At 36.0% G+C, this 16,738-nt stretch carries 12 protein-coding genes and 1 pseudogene; 8 read left to right on the top strand and 5 right to left on the bottom strand.

Annotated elements, in window-relative coordinates:
* The gene (gene doxA / locus SSOP1_RS08925) at nt 1-507 is read left to right on the top strand and encodes a thiosulfate:quinone oxidoreductase small subunit (protein WP_014511696.1); all 507 of its coding nucleotides are present in this window, start codon (nt 1-3) and stop codon (nt 505-507) included.
* A 748-nt stretch (nt 508-1,255) separates the two neighbouring features.
* On the opposite strand, the gene SSOP1_RS08920 is transcribed toward doxA, so the two are convergent.
* Both SSOP1_RS08920 and SSOP1_RS17095 read right to left on the bottom strand, forming a co-directional pair.
* The gene (locus tag SSOP1_RS08920) at nt 1,256-1,714 is read right to left on the bottom strand and encodes a hypothetical protein (protein WP_009990354.1); all 459 of its coding nucleotides are present in this window, start codon (nt 1,712-1,714) and stop codon (nt 1,256-1,258) included.
* Between the two features lie 101 nt (nt 1,715-1,815).
* On the bottom strand, nt 1,816-1,977 hold the full coding sequence (locus SSOP1_RS17095) for a hypothetical protein (RefSeq protein WP_009990355.1): 162 nt from the start codon (nt 1,975-1,977) through the stop codon (nt 1,816-1,818).
* Between the two features lie 898 nt (nt 1,978-2,875).
* Between SSOP1_RS17095 and SSOP1_RS08910 the strand changes: the two genes are divergently transcribed.
* The 6 genes and pseudogenes from SSOP1_RS08910 to SSOP1_RS08880 all read left to right on the top strand — a co-directional run bounded on the left by SSOP1_RS08910 (nt 2,876) and on the right by SSOP1_RS08880 (nt 10,578).
* On the top strand, nt 2,876-3,841 hold the full coding sequence (locus SSOP1_RS08910; RefSeq protein WP_010923029.1) for an ISH3-like element ISC1439A family transposase: 966 nt from the start codon (nt 2,876-2,878) through the stop codon (nt 3,839-3,841).
* Nucleotides 3,842-4,111: 270 nt separating this feature from the next.
* Nucleotides 4,112-4,372, top strand: coding sequence for an AbrB/MazE/SpoVT family DNA-binding domain-containing protein (locus SSOP1_RS08905; RefSeq protein WP_009990356.1), 261 nt, complete (start codon nt 4,112-4,114; stop codon nt 4,370-4,372).
* A gap of 114 nt (nt 4,373-4,486) precedes the next feature.
* The gene (locus tag SSOP1_RS08900; RefSeq protein ID WP_009990357.1) at nt 4,487-4,759 is read left to right on the top strand and encodes a type II toxin-antitoxin system VapC family toxin; all 273 of its coding nucleotides are present in this window, start codon (nt 4,487-4,489) and stop codon (nt 4,757-4,759) included.
* 522 nt (nt 4,760-5,281) lie between these two features.
* Nucleotides 5,282-6,229, top strand: a complete 948-nt coding sequence (locus SSOP1_RS08895) for an AAA family ATPase (protein WP_009990359.1) — start codon at nt 5,282-5,284, stop codon at nt 6,227-6,229.
* Between the two features lie 2,217 nt (nt 6,230-8,446).
* Nucleotides 8,447-9,498 (top strand): annotated as a pseudogene (locus tag SSOP1_RS08885) (ISH3 family transposase).
* Nucleotides 9,499-9,783: 285 nt separating this feature from the next.
* Nucleotides 9,784-10,578: an FkbM family methyltransferase gene (locus tag SSOP1_RS08880; protein WP_009988671.1), complete on the top strand. Its 795-nt coding sequence runs from the start codon at nt 9,784-9,786 to the stop codon at nt 10,576-10,578.
* Nucleotides 10,579-10,936: 358 nt separating this feature from the next.
* Here SSOP1_RS08880 and SSOP1_RS08875 read toward each other — a convergent pair whose 3' ends face one another.
* Nucleotides 10,937-11,902 carry an ISH3-like element ISC1439B family transposase gene (locus SSOP1_RS08875; protein WP_010923581.1) on the bottom strand — a complete coding sequence of 322 codons (966 nt, stop codon included), beginning with the start codon at nt 11,900-11,902 and terminating at the stop codon, nt 10,937-10,939.
* Between the two features lie 755 nt (nt 11,903-12,657).
* Between SSOP1_RS08875 and SSOP1_RS08870 the strand changes: the two genes are divergently transcribed.
* Nucleotides 12,658-14,064, top strand: coding sequence for an oligosaccharide flippase family protein (locus SSOP1_RS08870; protein WP_010923582.1), 1,407 nt, complete (start codon nt 12,658-12,660; stop codon nt 14,062-14,064).
* A gap of 703 nt (nt 14,065-14,767) precedes the next feature.
* On the opposite strand, the gene SSOP1_RS08865 is transcribed toward SSOP1_RS08870, so the two are convergent.
* Both SSOP1_RS08865 and SSOP1_RS08860 read right to left on the bottom strand, forming a co-directional pair.
* Nucleotides 14,768-15,706 carry a dTDP-glucose 4,6-dehydratase gene (locus SSOP1_RS08865; protein ID WP_009990175.1) on the bottom strand — a complete coding sequence of 313 codons (939 nt, stop codon included), beginning with the start codon at nt 15,704-15,706 and terminating at the stop codon, nt 14,768-14,770.
* A complete protein-coding gene (locus tag SSOP1_RS08860) occupies nt 15,703-16,737 on the bottom strand; it encodes a glucose-1-phosphate thymidylyltransferase (protein WP_009990173.1) in 1,035 nt (344 codons plus the stop codon). The genes SSOP1_RS08865 and SSOP1_RS08860 overlap by 4 nt, the downstream gene beginning before the upstream one ends.
* Nucleotide 16,738 lies beyond the last annotated feature (1 nt).

The following is a 16,738-nucleotide window of genomic DNA, read 5'->3' as shown; positions in this document are numbered from 1 at the left end:
ATGGACAAAACTATAGTTATTGGAATTATATTTGCAATTATAACAATTGGATGGATATTAGGTACTGGGCAGTGGGCATATGGAAACGTTGTAGGACCTCTATTTAATAACTCTAAGCTTCCAAAACTTGAAATAACATACATAAGTGCATCCCCAGAGAATTCTAGTACGTTACTAATACTAAATATTACTGATGTAGACGGACCAGATGCGTATCCAGCTTCAGCTCCTCTAATGGAGATTTACAACTCAAGTTGGCATATATATCTTAACTCCTCACAGATATCAAACTACACAGTAAAAGTCATACAAGCACCATGGAACAATAATAAGAAAGACTATGTAAACTGGTATAGCGGTTTCGTAGTGATATTAGGAAGTGAGGCACAGTTCCAGCTATTAATACCAATTCATCTATCACCAGGTACATATTACGTAAAGTTGTATACTCCAGCCATAGGGCCTTCAAGTGAAGCTTTAGCTAAGTTCACTGTAGTTAATACATAACTACTTTTTTAACCCATATAGGTTAAGGGGGACTGTTCTCATACAGTCTTCTTATTCGAAAAGTCTTTAGTAAAAATATTATCAGACTAGAGGTTTTTATAACTAGCCGTTTAATCTGAATATAATTACGGGATTAGAAAGTGAAAGACTGACAAAGGAAAGGCAAGCCTCGCCCCTTATCGGTAGACCCAAAATCGTATTATTAAAAATAATAGCTTTCCGTTAATAACCAATTATCATGCATTACATGATTATTTTACTCAATTATACCAAAATTTATAGAAAATTTCAATCCTATAGTAATATTTTTTATAATAGCTAATATAAAAAGTGTTAATTGAGTATGGGCGATTCTGGTTTCCTTTGCGAATTGTGATTTGTAAATAATGTGTTTATAAAAATGTTAATACTGGTAATCGTGCGTCTCTGCTAGCTAGTCACCTTCGTTTAGTTAATTTCGTAGCAATATTCGAAATAAAGTGAATTCGCAAAAGAAGCGTGAATTGCCCTTGAGTATGAACATATATGAAAAATGACATTAAATTCAAAGAAATCCAATTTTATTTATATCATCAGATACATATAATTAAATTTTAGATTATTGATAATAAGAAAAATAGAGAAAATTTTCTTATATTTGAAGAAATAATATGATAATCCTAGCTGAATTTATATTTGTAAGATGATTTTGGGTCTAACCGTTTAGGACGGAGAGGGGTCAGAAGTAATTAGATAATAATTAATATAGTTATGTCTTCTTAGCCAACGTTAAAATCAATTCCCTTAAATCGTCAATTCTATTATTCAAATCGTCAAATCTTTTATCTATTGCCTCAAATCTTTTATCTATTGCCTCAAATCTCTTATCCACATAATCCAACATTTCTTTCTTAGTCTTATCTACGTAATCTATTACCTCCTTCTTATTTTTCTCAGCATACTCCATGGCTTCCTTTCTGCTCTTATCAGCGTAGTCAATAGCCTCTTTAGATTTCCTATCTATAATTTCCATAATTCCTCTCAACTCGTTTCTAATATTTCTTAACTCTGTAAATACGTAATCCATGTTCTTACTATTATAATAGTTCATTAAAATCAAGTATTCCTGCTCACTCAACCTCTTTCCTTGACCACTCTTCTCTAGTAAAGTTTTAACGTAATTACTTAATAACTCCCCCAAAGTCCTATACAATATATCATCTGCCATATATAAAACCTTGAATTCCGCAATTTAAGCTTTCATCCAAAAAACCTCATAGTCGCCAGTGAATCTATCCAATTGAAGATTGTCAATCTGGGGTTTGTGCTTCATAGGATTTCACGATATTTAATCCTCAGCCCTTGGGCTTCATCAGAGTCACGGATAAACTCGTTCTTCCATCTCCGCCTCATTAGCGTTAGTGCTTTCAGAAAGTTTATAGCTTTAGGCAAAGGATATACCACTAGATCATAGTCTAAGAACTTTTCCAAAATACTAGTGGTAACACCTACACCCCATTCAGATCTGTATTACGCAGATCTGACTAATATGTTTTATATAAGGGGCTTGTCACGCCCTAGACCGAAGACTTGGCTTCAGTTACCTTTTTGACCATTTTCCCCAGCTGAGGCGTATTACTCTCCCCAGCTAATTAACCTATATATAGGTTACCCACCGATTGGGGTTTTCCCGCTAACGGGGCAAAGAAGGATAAATGGTTTTTGCCCATCACTTTGGTGAAGCCTAAGAGCTTAGGATTAATATATTGTGAAACCCTATGAAGGTCTTATAATTCCTATCCCCAGACCCAATAAAAGTATCCCATCTAGCAAACCCATAAATCCTTCATCCTCTTCCTATGCTTAACATGAAGGTAAGTCCAGAACTCATCAAACACTATCGTAGTAGTTTCTTGAGAATAACGTATAATATATAACGTTTAATTTTTCCAATGTAGGATTTATTTAAGGAATATTTATACTATATACGCTTGAAGTATTTGCGATTATTTAAATCTTCTTGAAGAGAATCTATGTTAGATTTAAGGTTTAAATGATTTAAGGTGAATTTACGTAAAGTACTATCTGAGTTTTATAATTCAAGGGTTGACCTACAACACTTATTGAATGAGAAGCAGTGGTGTTTCACCAATTTTACTCAAAATGATACAATTTCTATGGAAGAGAAAAATATCAGAGCGGAGTTAGAAAAATCGGCTTATTTCAACACAAGAAGCAAAAAATTTTCATATTTGTTGAAGAAACTAACAGAAAACGAGTTTATATATAAAGAGTAATACCATTTGTCTAGTATTATCAATAGAGGAAAGTAGGTGGAAGGACGAGATGAACAAGAAAAGGTTAAAGCGAGGGACTCCATAACTCCGTTATGCAAACCATGATATTACCCAAAACGGAGCTGAAGTCCCTCGCTATAACTTTAGCAACAAACAATATTAACGTTATCTCTCAAGATCTAGACCCGGAAATAGTGAAAGCAGCACCATCCTTGCTAACCGGAAACAGAGGAAAATACTACTTGAAGGTAGTAAGACGAGGCGAGAAAGTAATTAGTAAAGGTCAGAGAACCTTCAAGTTCTACCCAATCTACAGAGAAGTAAAGGGAGAGATCAACGTAGTCGCTGTAGATGAGACCGGATTAACCGTGGGAGAAAAGGAACAAGAAAAAGCAGAGGGCTTTCTACTCTACAACTGGAAGAGAAAAGGAGTAAAGATGAGATCCTTGGACCTCGTATATCCCTTAAGGTTACCCCTCCTAGTGGAGGTAGCAGATTTGAGAAGCGACAGTCCATCACAGTTCCTACTCAGGAGCGTGAGGGAAGTAAGCCAATACATGGAAATAGATTACGTTGTAGCTGACGCCGGATTCTTGAACCTAGGGGTCATCAAGGAAATGCCCGTGAAGACCATTGTGAGAGGAAAGTCGAACTTGAAGGGATTCAAGGAACTATCTAACGTTCCATTAGTTGAGAAGAGATACGAGGTTAAGGACAGGGTTTACGTTGCGTATAGGGTCTTGAAATTTGAAGGGCTTTATTATTACGATGTGGTTTACGTTAAGGGGAAGCCGAGGCACTTCATGTTCGTAACGAACTTCGAGGGAGATCCCTATGAACTGGCTGAACTCTATAGGTTGAGGTGGCAAGTTGAGGAGGGTTTTAAGGTTAGGAAGGCAAGGATAAGGTATGTTAGGAAGTTGAGTAATAAGATCTTCTTGTTCCTCTATTACACGGTTCTGGATTCTGCGTGGAATCTAGTGAATCATCTTCTCTTTAACTTCAAGTCCACGTGTAAGAAGGTTTTGTCCTTCGATTCATTCGTCAAGCTTCTCTAACTTTCTCGGTGTTCAGAGGAGACTATGCACGTCGTTTTCACCACGTGAGAAAAATTCAGAATTCTCCTCTTATTATTAGAATTGTACGCTATATTTTTTGCAAATTATTTTAACATGTTATGTTTCATAATAATTTTATTGTTTTTCTCTATATCAATCTCTTTTTGAAAGGACTAATATTATATCTTTCAAATGAAATAATTTGGTGAAACACCACTGAATGAGAAGTTTATATATTAGTTTGGCTAGTTTAGCTCAAGTGAGTAGAGTTTGACCCTAAAGATTGAAGTTGGAAAGAAAGGATATATAATAATCCCTAAGACTGTTAGGGATCTTCTTGAAATAAAGGAGGGAGATATATTAATCCTAAGAGTCGAAGATGGTAAAATTGTTCTTGAGCCTGAAAGAAAGGTAAGTTTTGATGACTTAAAAAAGAAGATGGAGGAACATAGTGCTAAAATCTCATATGCAAATAAGGCTAAACTTGGAGATTTAATTAACGTTAGTTTAGAGGAGGAATTCGATAATTGATTTTCCTCGATGCTAATTTCTTAATATACTTAAATTTAGGAGTTTAGGAAGTGGAGAAATTTTATCTTAAGTTATTGAATGAAGATAGGTTATCTATCGACCCTTTGATTATAGATGAGGTTATTTACATTATCAAAAAAGAAGTATAATGTAAAATTTGAGGATACAATTGATTTCTTAGATAAGATAATACTTCCTTATACAATTATACTGCCAATCAACTCTCATGATTATGAAAAAGCAAAGGGGATAATGATAAGTAAGACTTTAAAACCGTCTGATGCTTTCCACGTAGCTGTAATGATAAATAATTCAATAAAAAAGATAGTAAGTGAGGATTCAGATTTCGATAAAATTAATGGAATAGAAAGGATTTGGGTAAAATAAATTAACTGCAGTTATCACATCCTCTCCTCGCAATATTAGGGACTCGGGACAATTCAGGCTTCTTTTGCGAATTCACTTTATTTCGAATATTGTTACGAAATTAACTAAATGAAGGCGACTAACTAGCAGGAACGCGATTACTAACGTTAAGTTTTTATAACGTATTATCTAGAAATTGCAGTACATAAAAGAGACTTGAATCGCCGTTGTCAGCAGTTTCCGATAAGTCGTGAAGTTCATGTCATTTAATATGAATGTTAGAAGCATTAAAATTTATAAACTTTCATGCTAACATTAAGTTAGAGGGTGCCACAATGAACTCTGTGAGCAATGTGAGGGGGAGGAAGGTACCTGATGAAACTCCTCATGTCCTTGAAGGGAGTTAGTCCCGTAGACGGCATGGGGAGGAAAATAAGGGGTATGAGGACGAGGGGTTGAATACAAATTCATGAAATCTCAATGAAAGTCCGACCCCCAGCTTTAGGCATTATGCTTTTATAGCAAGAAAATAAATCATTAGTAATGATTGAAAATATTTCGATTGGCAATTTTAGGGGTCTGAAACTTAATGTTAATTTGGGGAGAATTAATGCTATAATAGGTAGGAACGGAACCGGAAAAACTTCATTTTTAGAAGCATTATTTTTCTCCTCGCTTTTCCTCTCTGACTATAGCGAAAGTGATATTAGTTCATTAATGATTTACGCATTTAACAGCAGAGGTGACATGATTTCAGCATTTTTATCGTTAACAGATTCTGAAGTTGAATTAGGACTTCATGGCGGAGAGAGAATTAAATTATCGTTCAGAAGAAAAGAGAAGGAAAAAATTGATATTTATTTATTAAAAGATGAGTCTAAAAAAGATGAGAAGATAGCCTCAATATCTTTATCGAGTGGAATCCTAGCTAAGGAAACAATCTCTGTTCCTATACGTGTACCAGAAGTTAAGTTAATCAAGAGACATAAAATTATGGAACACTTTTTACCAGTGTATCTATCAGTTTATTTCGATTTTTATGACTATCCAGAAAGGATAATAGGTTCTGCAAAGAAAAAAGGAGTTAAGTCAGATTTTGAAATTTTGCCAGATGAGATGGGTTTATATAAAGTGCATTATGTTAAGGAAAACGAAACTAAGCCAGCATATGTAATTGGAAGAGGTTTACTAAAAAAGGAGTTAATCATTGATAGCCTAACATATTCTAATCTTCTTCTAATAGACGAGATTGAGAACTCTCTTCACCCCGACTTACTCTTAGAGATTTTTAACGTAATGAAAGATAAAGGCAAAAATTCACAAATTGTCTTCACAACACACTCGAATGAGGTTATAAAGATGATGACGAAAGTCTTTGATGATAGTAATGCCAAAATAATATATTTATCTACGAGAGGTACGTCAAGGGAGTACAAACTTTCAGAAATAAGTGAAATAGACGAACCATTAAGTTGGGTGGGATACATATAGAGATGATATATAGTGAGTGTAGTAAAGTGAGCTACCCCCTCCTGAAGGAGGGAGCTTCCTGCTTCACAGCCCCACCTTGCCAGAGAACTGGTAGAGGGTGGAGCTCCACAGGCACTAAGGGTGGCTCCCACCCCGCATGGTACTTAACGTCTGTGCCATCATTGTCTGGAGCAGAGGCGTACCTCATAGACCCTCGCTTTAACCGAGGTGCCTCGGTGACGCTTACTCCGTCAGTAACTGTCATCAAAAGTGTATCTATGTCAGAATTTTTAAACTTTTCTACAAAGGGGGCTATCCATCTCCGCCTCAAAGAGGCGAAGTTTTCCGCCCCCTTTGACCCCCATCTGCTATAATTGTAGAAGGTCAAACTGAAAAAGAGCTATTAAAAGGAATTTTGGGTATGATGAGAAAAAATTTCAGTTTCTATGAAAAAGTATATAATTGAAACTATAAAAGAAAAAAGTGACCGAGAGGAGAAGGTAATGTATGCTTAATTATTTGATGGAGAACGAAGAAGGTTATAAAAGATTAAAGACCAGACTGATATCGCCAAGGAGTCCCCAAATACGGAAGCAAATCCCCCATATATCCAAAAATGCGAAGATGATAGGTGTTTATAACCTCTAATTGTTATAGGTCGAGATGAAGACTATAAGGGTTGGTTATCCGAGACTTTATTAAACGAACTGTTACCCGGCGTACAAGAAGAAAATATTGACGAAATTAATTAAGAGTATGAGAAAAAAGAAAGATGGGTAAAATTATCCCTTATGTGAAGAAAGAAAAGATAAAATTCTAATTTAAATCTTTTTGTTATCAGATAATGTGTCTACTTTATATATCCAAAGAATCTTCGTTAATGGACAATTAAAAGATTATTGGGAAGGATAAAATTAGAAGTAAGTTAGCTAAATTCATTTTATTAGAATAAGTTAGCTAAATCTTGTATCTTATTCTAGAATTTAGCTAAACAATTTGTCGGGAGAATACTTTCATACAAGTCAGGGCGATTCGTCGGGATTTTCTTTGGTGAATTGTAATTTTAAATATAATTGTTTAATAAAAAATGCTAACAATTAGTAATCATGTATGTCCGCCAGTTACTTCGATCTTCATTTAGTTAATTTCGTAACATTTTTAAAAATAAAATGAATTCGGGCGATCGATAACCGAATCGCCCTATCCAATTTGAGTAAAATCGAATAACTATCATCAATATTATAATAATTCATATTTAAACAACTTAAATAAGGTCATGAGAACAATTCTCCAGAAAAATTGCCGTTGCTATTTGGTTAGAGAGGGGAAGTTAAAAGGGTTCAAAAGTGGTGTGCGTTAGTATTCTTTTATCTTCGTAAGGTCCTTCCAGGGTTCATCAGATTTGAAAAATTCATCATTAACTAGCGACTCCACCACCAATTATTATTAGCCGTACGCAATCATACGTTTTCCTTAATCCTCCCTTAGGGGAGTTGTAGTGTAATTTAGTGTTAGTATATTATCATGCAATATCTTCTATCATGTCCAGGTCCTATCCGAAACGTACTTAACTTTAATCTCTTTTTTGATTACCCTCTCACAGTCCATTATTAATTGAATGTTCTTAAACCCTATCCCTCGGAATATTATAACACTTCACCTCTCCACTCTGCACTTCGATCAAATCGAAATTACCCTAGCAGGTATCCTCCTACGTAAATCCAATCCCTCTCTTGTTCCCTTACTAAATAAATTGGTACATAAATTCCTAGAATTGTACCGAATTATAGCCTTTTGGAATAAATTTCTCTGGAAATTGTCTTAGGTCCATAGTTATTGAAGGTCTAACTATTAATGCCTCAACATTATAACGTTCTAATGTAGGATTTTACGAATAGATCAAAGCTGACGCTTTTTTAAAAGATGCGCCTAATAAGGAGATGATGGGTTTTACGGAATGAGTTCTCGTCTTGGCCACTCACTTCCGTATACTTCATCAGTGGAGAGTATGAACATACTTAAAGTTATACCATTCTTTAGCAGCCTCTAATACGATTTACAGTCCCAAAGACGTTCGTTGAGACAAAATCTTGAGGTTTGTAAATTGGACCTATCCCACGTCAGTATGGGAATCTCTTTTTTCTCGTAAAAAAACGAGATGAATGAAATACAGAAAAAGTTGAGAGGATGAGAATTTCTGTAGAAAAAGTTTGTATATACGAGGGCGGACTTGAACATATGAAGCATGAGAATACAACTAAACCGGCGAAGTTCAACCGGGACTTCGCCAGGTCCGCCTCAAGATAATTTACTCGGTCCTCACTAAAATACTTTTCCCTGAGGAACTCCTCAGTGCCTTGCTTAAGGCGAGTGGGAGCTACTTGAGCAGGTTGGGGAAAGATGGGAGAAGAGCGTTGAGAAAGTTGAACGCGGTTCAAGTTGAGGACGTGAGGGATGCGTTGAGGAAGATGGGGAGGATGACGTTAAGGGGAGTCAGGAACAGGAGGGTAGCAGTGGACTTCCATGCCATACCTCAATACCACGCTGACAAGAGTTTCTTGAGTAGGATAAAGCCAACTAAGGGGACGTCGTGGGGACTGGTTCAAGCTGCGATCTTCCTCCTGGGGAGGACGAGGAGCTTCCTGGACGTGATCCCAGTGACCGTGAAGAACGTAGCTGAAGGTTTCAAGGCGGTGATGGAGGTAATCGTGAAGGAGTTGGAGGAGGACAAGCTGAGGCTCGTCATGGTCTTCGCGGACAGGGAGTTCGCGGTGAACGAAGTGATTAGATACCTCTTGGAGTTGGGCTTGGACTTCGTCATATCTGCCAAGGCCCAGATGTACAAGAAGTACAAGGGGATGTTGCAAGATGTGGATGTGAGTTTTGGCGGAGTTAGATATACTGGATTTCTCTGCGTGAGACATGGGAGTGGAGCTTATCTCATTATCCTGAGGAAGGAAGACGGCAAGATTATTGCCTTCCTCGTGAGGAGGGAGATCGACCTTCACGATGCCATAGTCCTTGCCGAGATGTACAGGGAGAGGTGGGGGATAGAGAACGCCTTCCGCTCCCTTGAGGAGTTCAGAATCAAGACTAGGACTTGTGACGTGAGGAAGGAATTGGTTCTCGTTCTGCTTTCCTATCTTCTCTTGAATGTCTGGTTCTTGATCCGCTCTTGGAGGAAGGTCAAGTTGTGGGAGTTCTCGGTCTCCCTCTCGAACCTCCTCGATCGGGAGGTAAGAGTGGAACAAGAACATGCGTTCCGTGAAGTGAAGACGCCATTCCCCTAAACTCCAGCTAACCCTATGCACCTCCTTCCAGCTACGTGAAATTAATTCCTAATATTTAACTTCTATGGTGTAAAACTGATTTATTAACGATTATTTTCACAAAATATATATCATGCTATTTGAATAATACCGATCAAATTCAATTTAAGTAATATCCTCATTTATCTCAGAAGAATGAGATCTCCATACTGACGTGATTATTTAACATATTTCAATTTCTTCCTATTACATAGTAAAAGAAATAGGTTTAATAATTTTTTAACTTTTCTAAGAGAAAGAGGTAAATTGGTTTTTCCTAATGGATTCAGTATTAAAACAGATAGGGATAACTTTCATGATATTTTAAATCTTTATCTTTTCTCTTATAAATATGGTGTAGATATTGGAAGTAATTGGAAATTTGATGAAAAATATAATATTTTAATTACGCCATCTGGAATAAAATTCTCAATAAAGGGATTCGATCCAGTAATTTTTTCTGAAACCTTTTTGTATGATATACATTTTATAGATTATAATTTAGAAAATAAAAAAATAATTCAAGCTGGAGCTTACGTTGGTGAGACTGCATTATATTATGCAAAACGGGGAGCTTATGTTTACGCCTTTGAGCCCCAACTGGACTGTTACAATATTGCTCTTACTAATCTTAAACTAAATCCAGAATTAGCTAGTAGAGTAGTATTAAGAAATTGGGCGATTGGAGAAGATGGTGAAATAGAATTTCCTAATACCAGATGTAATGGAGGAACTTCCTACTTCGATAGTTATAAAGATAGAATAAGAGTAAGAAGTGTAAGCATATCTACTGTTTTAGAAGAGTTTAACATCTCTCAACCTGATATCCTAGATTTAGATATAAAGGGGGGCGAATTCCGCGTTATTAACGATAAATCTATTCAGAAATTTTCTATAGTTAGGATAGAATACAATACTGTTATTGACAATAAAAAGTTAGGAGATGTTACTTATTTGATTGAAAAATTACGAAGTTACGGTTTTACTAAAATAAGGATCTATAAACACAATGAATTACCATTTGATCTTTCAATTAATGGTGTAATAGAAGCACGAAAATAGGAAAACTTAGGAGATAAGTTATATTTATAGCGATCATTTCATTTGAAAAATTAGGTGACATTGAGGAATTCTAGAACTTATATGGGAAATCAATCCCCCTTGTGTCTTTCCGCTAACCTTTTCTTTCAAAATTGCTTTGCAGTTGTGTTTCACCAAATTATCTCACTTGAAAGATATTGTGTTAGTTCTTTCAAAAGGGAATTGATATAGAGAAAGATAGTGATATTATAGTGAAATATAGCATATTAACATTATTTGCAATAAACATAACGTGTAGATTCAGATTAAAGGGAGATAATCTGAATTTTTATCACGTGGTTAGAACGGTGTGCAGAGCGTCCTCTGCACGCCGAGGAAGTTAGAGAAGCCTGACGAAGGAGTCGAAGGAGAGAGGCTTCCTTTTCGTGGACTTGAAGTTGAAGAGGAGGTAATTCACGAGGTTCCACACTGAATCTAGGACAGTGTAATAGAGGTAGAGGAAGATCTTGTTGGTTAACTTCCTCACGTACCTTATCCTGGCCTTCCTGACCTTGAAGCCCTCTTCGCTCTGCCATCTCAACCTGTAGAGCTCAGCTAGCTTGTAGGGATCTCCATTGAAGTTGGTAACGAAGATGAAGTGCCTGGGTTTCTCCTTGACGTATATCACTTCATAGTAGTAAAGGTCATTGTACTTCAGGACCCTATACGCAACGTAAACCCTGTCATTTACCTCGCATTTCTTCTCGGTTAGAGAGACGTTGGAGAGTTCCTTGAAGCCCTTCAGGTTGGTCTTACCTCCTACCACGGTCTTCACAGGCATCTCCTTGATTACCTTCAAGTTCAGGAAACCCGCGTCAGCAACAACGTAGTCTATCTTGAGGTGCTGAGCAACTTCGCTCACGGCCCTCATCAGGAACTGGGAGGGAGTATCGCTTCTCAAGTCAGCTATCTCCTCGAGGAGGGACAACCTCAAGGGGAACACCAAGTCCACGGACCTCAACTTAACTCCCTTCCTCTTCCCGTTGTAGAGTTGAAATCCTTCCACCTTCCTCGACTCCTTCTCCCCCACGGTTATCGCGGTCTCGTCCACTGCAACGATTGTAGTCTCTCCCTCAACTTTCACGTGAGGGTAGAACTTGAAGCTCCTCTCCCCTTGACTCATCACCTTCTCTCCTTCCCTAACGACCTTCAAGTACTCCTTTCCCCTGTTCCCTGTCAACAGGAACGGAGCTGCGTCCGCGATCCTCGTGTCCAACTCTTGGGAGATAACGTTAAGATTATTGACGATGAAATAACTGGCGAGGGACTTCAACTCCGTTTTGAATCTCGTTTCATAAACTTGCATAACGGAGTCATGGAGTCCCTCGCTTTAACCCTTTCCTGTTCACCTCCTCCCTAGACCTCCCCTCCCCGCTTGATAATACTAAACAGATGATATTACCCTCTATATACAAACTCCTTTTTAACCATGCTTCTCGTTTAATCTAAAAATTTTTTGATAATCATGTTGAAATAAGCCGATTTTCACAACCATAACTCGATATTTTCCCCACCATAGAAATTACATCATTTCTAGTAAAATTGGTGAAACACAACTGATTGCTTTGTATATTATTCCATTCCTATGGAGCATTTTTCTGGAATTATAAAGTTTTAGTATTATAAACGTACTTTACTACTAATATTATAAAATATTCTAGAATAGTTTATCAATGATCTGCCAAGTACTGTGTGAATTTGTAGAGTTTTCCAGGCGATTCAGTTATCCATTGCGAATTCATTTCATTTCAAAAATTGCTACAAAATTAACTAAATGAAGGTGACTAATTAGCAGAGAAACACGATTACCAATTTACAACAGGATTATTTAGAAATTACGATTCGCAAAAGGCACTTGAATAGCCCGAATCCTTCAATTTTCTTAAATGTTAGTCTCGTTAAGCTTTCTTAAATTCTAAATCTAACATTAAATTGAAAATAAATTTATCGTTAGTTTAGATAAATTTTGAAGTAATCCATAAAGTAGTAATACCTTTGACCAATCCATAAAGTAAGGCTATAAGAAAAGCTTTAATATTTTTCTCTTAAGAACTAAACTGAATGAATCCCATTAAGAATGCATTGAAGAACCTAAGCGTCACAACAACTAATGTAATAATTGCTTTAATTTTCTTCGTTATTACAGCTAAGATTTCTAGTCCAGCATTCTTCGGAAAAGTTGCGATAGTTCAATTACTTGAGATAGTAACGTCGACTTTCTTTTACTTTATTCCAGGCCAAATAATAACTAGGGAAATATCTTATCTTTACGCTAAAAAAGAGATAACTAAAGAGGTAGTAGGAAAATTCCTTTCATTTCCTTTTCTAGTTTTACCGATTTTCCTCATCCTTCTTATTTTTCCAGATTACGTTAAGTTAGCAATACCTTATCTTTTCCTTTACCTCCTTAATGGCGTAATGACAGCAGTGATGATAGGAATGGATATGTTTACAGAATCTGCAATTACTGGAAACTTCTTTCTAGTCATAAGATGGGGGATAGCAATAATCGCTGTTCTCTACCACAATATATATCTCTTCGTTAAAATTTGGACTTTGGGAGGAATTCTCTCAGTATCTATGAATTACGCATTTATTAGCAAAAAGGTTGGGTTAGTACTTCCTACGCCAGACTTTGCCTTTCTCTTTAGGCATTTTAGGGAAGGTTTACCTGTTTATTTATCTTCTTTTGCTGGTTTTCTTTCCTCCCAAGGGGATAGGGTAACTACTGCGTATTTGCTAGGTTCTTATTATCTGGGCATTTATCAGTTTTCAGCTTTAGTTGCTGGTGTTCCCTCAATGATTTTAGGTGCCTTAGGTGGGGTTTTGTTACCTACCGCGTCATTTTATAAGGCTTTAGGGAAGGATGAAAAGAAGATGTCGTCTCTTTCTTTTATATTCCTCTCGCTTTTAACTTTTCTAACAGTAATAATTTCTATTCCGATAGGTGAGATCATAATTATTCATTTCTTTCCTAATTATAAAGAGGGATTAGAAGTATTCGTGTTACTCTTGATTTCGGCTACTCTTCCGTTTCCTATAGGTTCTCTTACGAATTTTATTGTAGCGTTCAAGAGAAACTTAAGACCTTTCCTTATCCTTTCAATTTTAAACGGAAGTTTAGTCTTACTTACTTCCTATTTATTAATTCCGAGGATAGGAATAATGGGTGGTGCTATATCTCAAGTTATAGTAGCTACAATTTCTTCTCTCTTTATCATATTTTACTCTATAAGAACATCGGTATTTTCAACTGGAAGGAAAGAAATAATTTTACTTTTCCTCATACCCGTAGTAGGAATTTATGAGGCTATAGATCCTCCGTTTCTAGATTTTCTCCTAATTCTTCTTATACTTTTAGTGTTTAAACTGTTTAAAATAATCACTGAAGAGGACGTTAAAATAATTGAAGGTTTCTTGCCACATGGGTTAAAATTCGTGTCGAAAATTTTAAGTAAACTAACGTAATTTAGTGTCTTCTTATATTTCTGTTAACTTCAAAATTTTTGGAATATTTTAGGCTAACTAAAGGAAGTTAATACATAAAATGTTTTGGTTAAAGGGAGTGCTCATAAATCTTTAGCAAATAAAATTTACACCAAATTATTTCTAGGAAAGATATCTTATAGACTATTTAACAAGAAATTGAATAATTGAGATGAGATTCACAAAATCATAGCATATTAGAATAATTTGAAACGAATATAGTTCACAGATCTTGGGAAACGAGAAGAATTTTTATTACGCAGTGAAAAAGACGGGCATATATACTGAACATATATATGTTATCTGGTTTGATATTTGATAGATTTCTTCAATTTTTAGTTGAGAATACGTTAAGCTTACTTTTAAATCAGCGCTTAATTTTTAAATTTAACAAGATTAAGATCTGAGAAAATTGAAATAATGAACAAAACAATTATCTTCTGGCTTTGAGCCAACACGTAAAATTTCTAATTAAACACTTAGTTATGGTTTAAAATGAGACGTTTCTAAAATTACTAGGAGGAAATCTTGCCCTTTTAAATCTCGGAAAGTATAATTTAAGACGTTAAAAAATGAACTAACAATGGAAGTAAACAGATATATTTTAGCAAGTACAGTTTTCTTTTTACATTAACTAAGAAAAAGACTGATCATTACTCAACACAATCACTTGATGTAAAGTAAATTATTTCTTCCAAGGTTCATCCTCAGTAAAGAACTTATCCTTTATTAAATCCTCCCACCACCATCTATTATTCAAATACCACTCCACAGTCTTTCTCAACCCCTCCTTTAACGGTGTAACCTCATACTTAAGCTTCGTAGTCATGCAATATCTTTTATCATGTCCCGGCCTATCGTCAACGAACTTAACTTTAACCTCTTTCCCCATTATCTCCCCTATGATCTTTATCACGTCAAGAACGCTATACCTTTGCCCTCCGGGTATATTGTATACTTCTCCCCTCCACTCACTTCTCTCCATAATATCATATATTATTCTAACAGTATCCTCAACGTAAATCCAATCTCTCTCAGCTCTACCATCACCGTAAATTGGAACGTGCATGTTTAGAAAAGTTCTTATGATAACTTTTGGAATAAGCTTCTCAGGAAACTGTCTAGGTCCGTAATTATTAGAAGGTCTTACAATAATTGCCTTAATTCCGTAAGTCCTTACGTAAGCCTTAACGAATAAATCAGCAGAAGCTTTTGAGGCACTGTAAGGAGAAGAAGGTTGTAAAGGCGAATCCTCATCTGCGCACTCCTCACCGTAAACCTCATCTGTTGAAATATGAACATATTTAAAATCATATTTTCTAGCAGCCTCCAGTAAGTTCACTACTCCTAACACATTAGTAGTTACGAAATCCTGAGGCCTATAAATAGACCTATCAACGTGAGTTTCGGCTGCAAAATTTACAACTATATCAGAATTCTTAACTATATCATGAATTTCCTCACTTCTCACATCAGCCCTTATAAACTCATGTTCCGTACCTATGAGGTTCTCCTTCCTTCCAGCATAAGTTAATAAGTCCACTACTATTGGTTTAATTCCTCTTTTATTAACCTCCCTTACAAACGCTGAACCTATGAAACCAGCACCGCCTATAATTATCATATTATCACCGATGAGTTCTCACCTATTATCAACTTTTGCCATTTAGTACCCTTTTCTACAGTTGAATTATTTCCAATTAGAGAATCCATTAGTGAAACACCTTTAATCCTAACGTTATCGAGGATTACACTGTACTCAATCTCGCTGCCGGATATTTCACTTAAATCCCCTATTGAAGTGAAAGGTCCTATGTAAGAATTAATTATCTTAGTATCCTTACCTATGTAAGCTGGGCCTCTAATTACGGAGTTTTTTACTACAGCTCCTTTCTCCAATATAACTCTACCGTCTATTGTCGAATTTTCTACTTCACCTTCAATCTTCCTTTCAGCATACCTATCCAGTAAGAAGGAGTTTGCTTCTAAGATATCCTTAGGAGTTCCAGTATCCTTCCACCAACCTTGTATAATTTCGTAGTTTACTTCCTTACCTTCATTTATCAAACCTTGAATTGCGTCAGTAATTTCTAATTCTCCTCTCCAGCTAGGTTTTAGTTTTTCAATTACTTCGAAAATTTCATCTGTAAAACCGTAAACCCCTACCAAAGCTAAATCGGAAATTTTTTCCTTAGGCTTTTCAACTAATCTTATCACTTTATTCTCATTTATTACTGCAACTCCGAAACGATTAGGATTATCAACCTTAGCTAAAAGAATTGATGCCGATCCTTTAAAGGATAGAAACTTCCTCAGATCATAAAAGACTAAGTTATCACCTAAGTACACTAGGAATTTCTCAGATACCAAATCCTTAACCCTATATACTGCGTCAGCCAAACCCCTTGCTTTCCCTTGATAAACGTAAGTAATGTTTACTCCAAATTTGCTCCCATCACCGTAGTAATCTACAACACGTGTAGGAGTATTATCTCCTAAAATTAGTAATATATCTTTAATTCCAGAATCCCTAATTTGTTCTAAAACCCACTGGGATATTGGCTTTCCTGCAACTTTTATTAATTGCTTAGGACCAGTATGAGTTAATGGTCTTAAACGAGTTCCTTGTCCTCCGTGTAAGATTACTGCCTCCATT

It is taken from the genome of Saccharolobus solfataricus, from assembly GCF_900079115.1.
Taxonomy (GTDB): Archaea; Thermoproteota; Thermoprotei_A; order Sulfolobales; family Sulfolobaceae; genus Saccharolobus; species Saccharolobus solfataricus.
The sequence above is the reverse complement of the archived record's forward strand: the minus strand, read 5'-3'. Positions and strand labels throughout refer to the sequence as shown.

Excerpts from the sequence above, each read along its gene's own strand:
- doxA (WP_014511696.1), top strand. The coding sequence starts at position 1 with ATGGACAAAACTATAGTTATTGGAATTATATTTGCAATTATAACAATT.
- SSOP1_RS08920 (WP_009990354.1), bottom strand. The coding sequence starts at position 1,714 with ATGGCAGATGATATATTGTATAGGACTTTGGGGGAGTTATTAAGTAAT.
- SSOP1_RS08910 (WP_010923029.1), top strand. The coding sequence starts at position 2,876 with ATGCAAACCATGATATTACCCAAAACGGAGCTGAAGTCCCTCGCTATA.
- SSOP1_RS08900 (WP_009990357.1), top strand. The coding sequence starts at position 4,487 with ATGAGGTTATTTACATTATCAAAAAAGAAGTATAATGTAAAATTTGAG.
- SSOP1_RS08895 (WP_009990359.1), top strand. The coding sequence starts at position 5,282 with ATGATTGAAAATATTTCGATTGGCAATTTTAGGGGTCTGAAACTTAAT.
- SSOP1_RS08875 (WP_010923581.1), bottom strand. The coding sequence starts at position 11,902 with ATGCAAGTTTATGAAACGAGATTCAAAACGGAGTTGAAGTCCCTCGCC.
- SSOP1_RS08870 (WP_010923582.1), top strand. The coding sequence starts at position 12,658 with ATGAATCCCATTAAGAATGCATTGAAGAACCTAAGCGTCACAACAACT.
- SSOP1_RS08865 (WP_009990175.1), bottom strand. The coding sequence starts at position 15,706 with ATGATAATTATAGGCGGTGCTGGTTTCATAGGTTCAGCGTTTGTAAGG.
- SSOP1_RS08860 (WP_009990173.1), bottom strand. The coding sequence starts at position 16,737 with ATGGAGGCAGTAATCTTACACGGAGGACAAGGAACTCGTTTAAGACCA.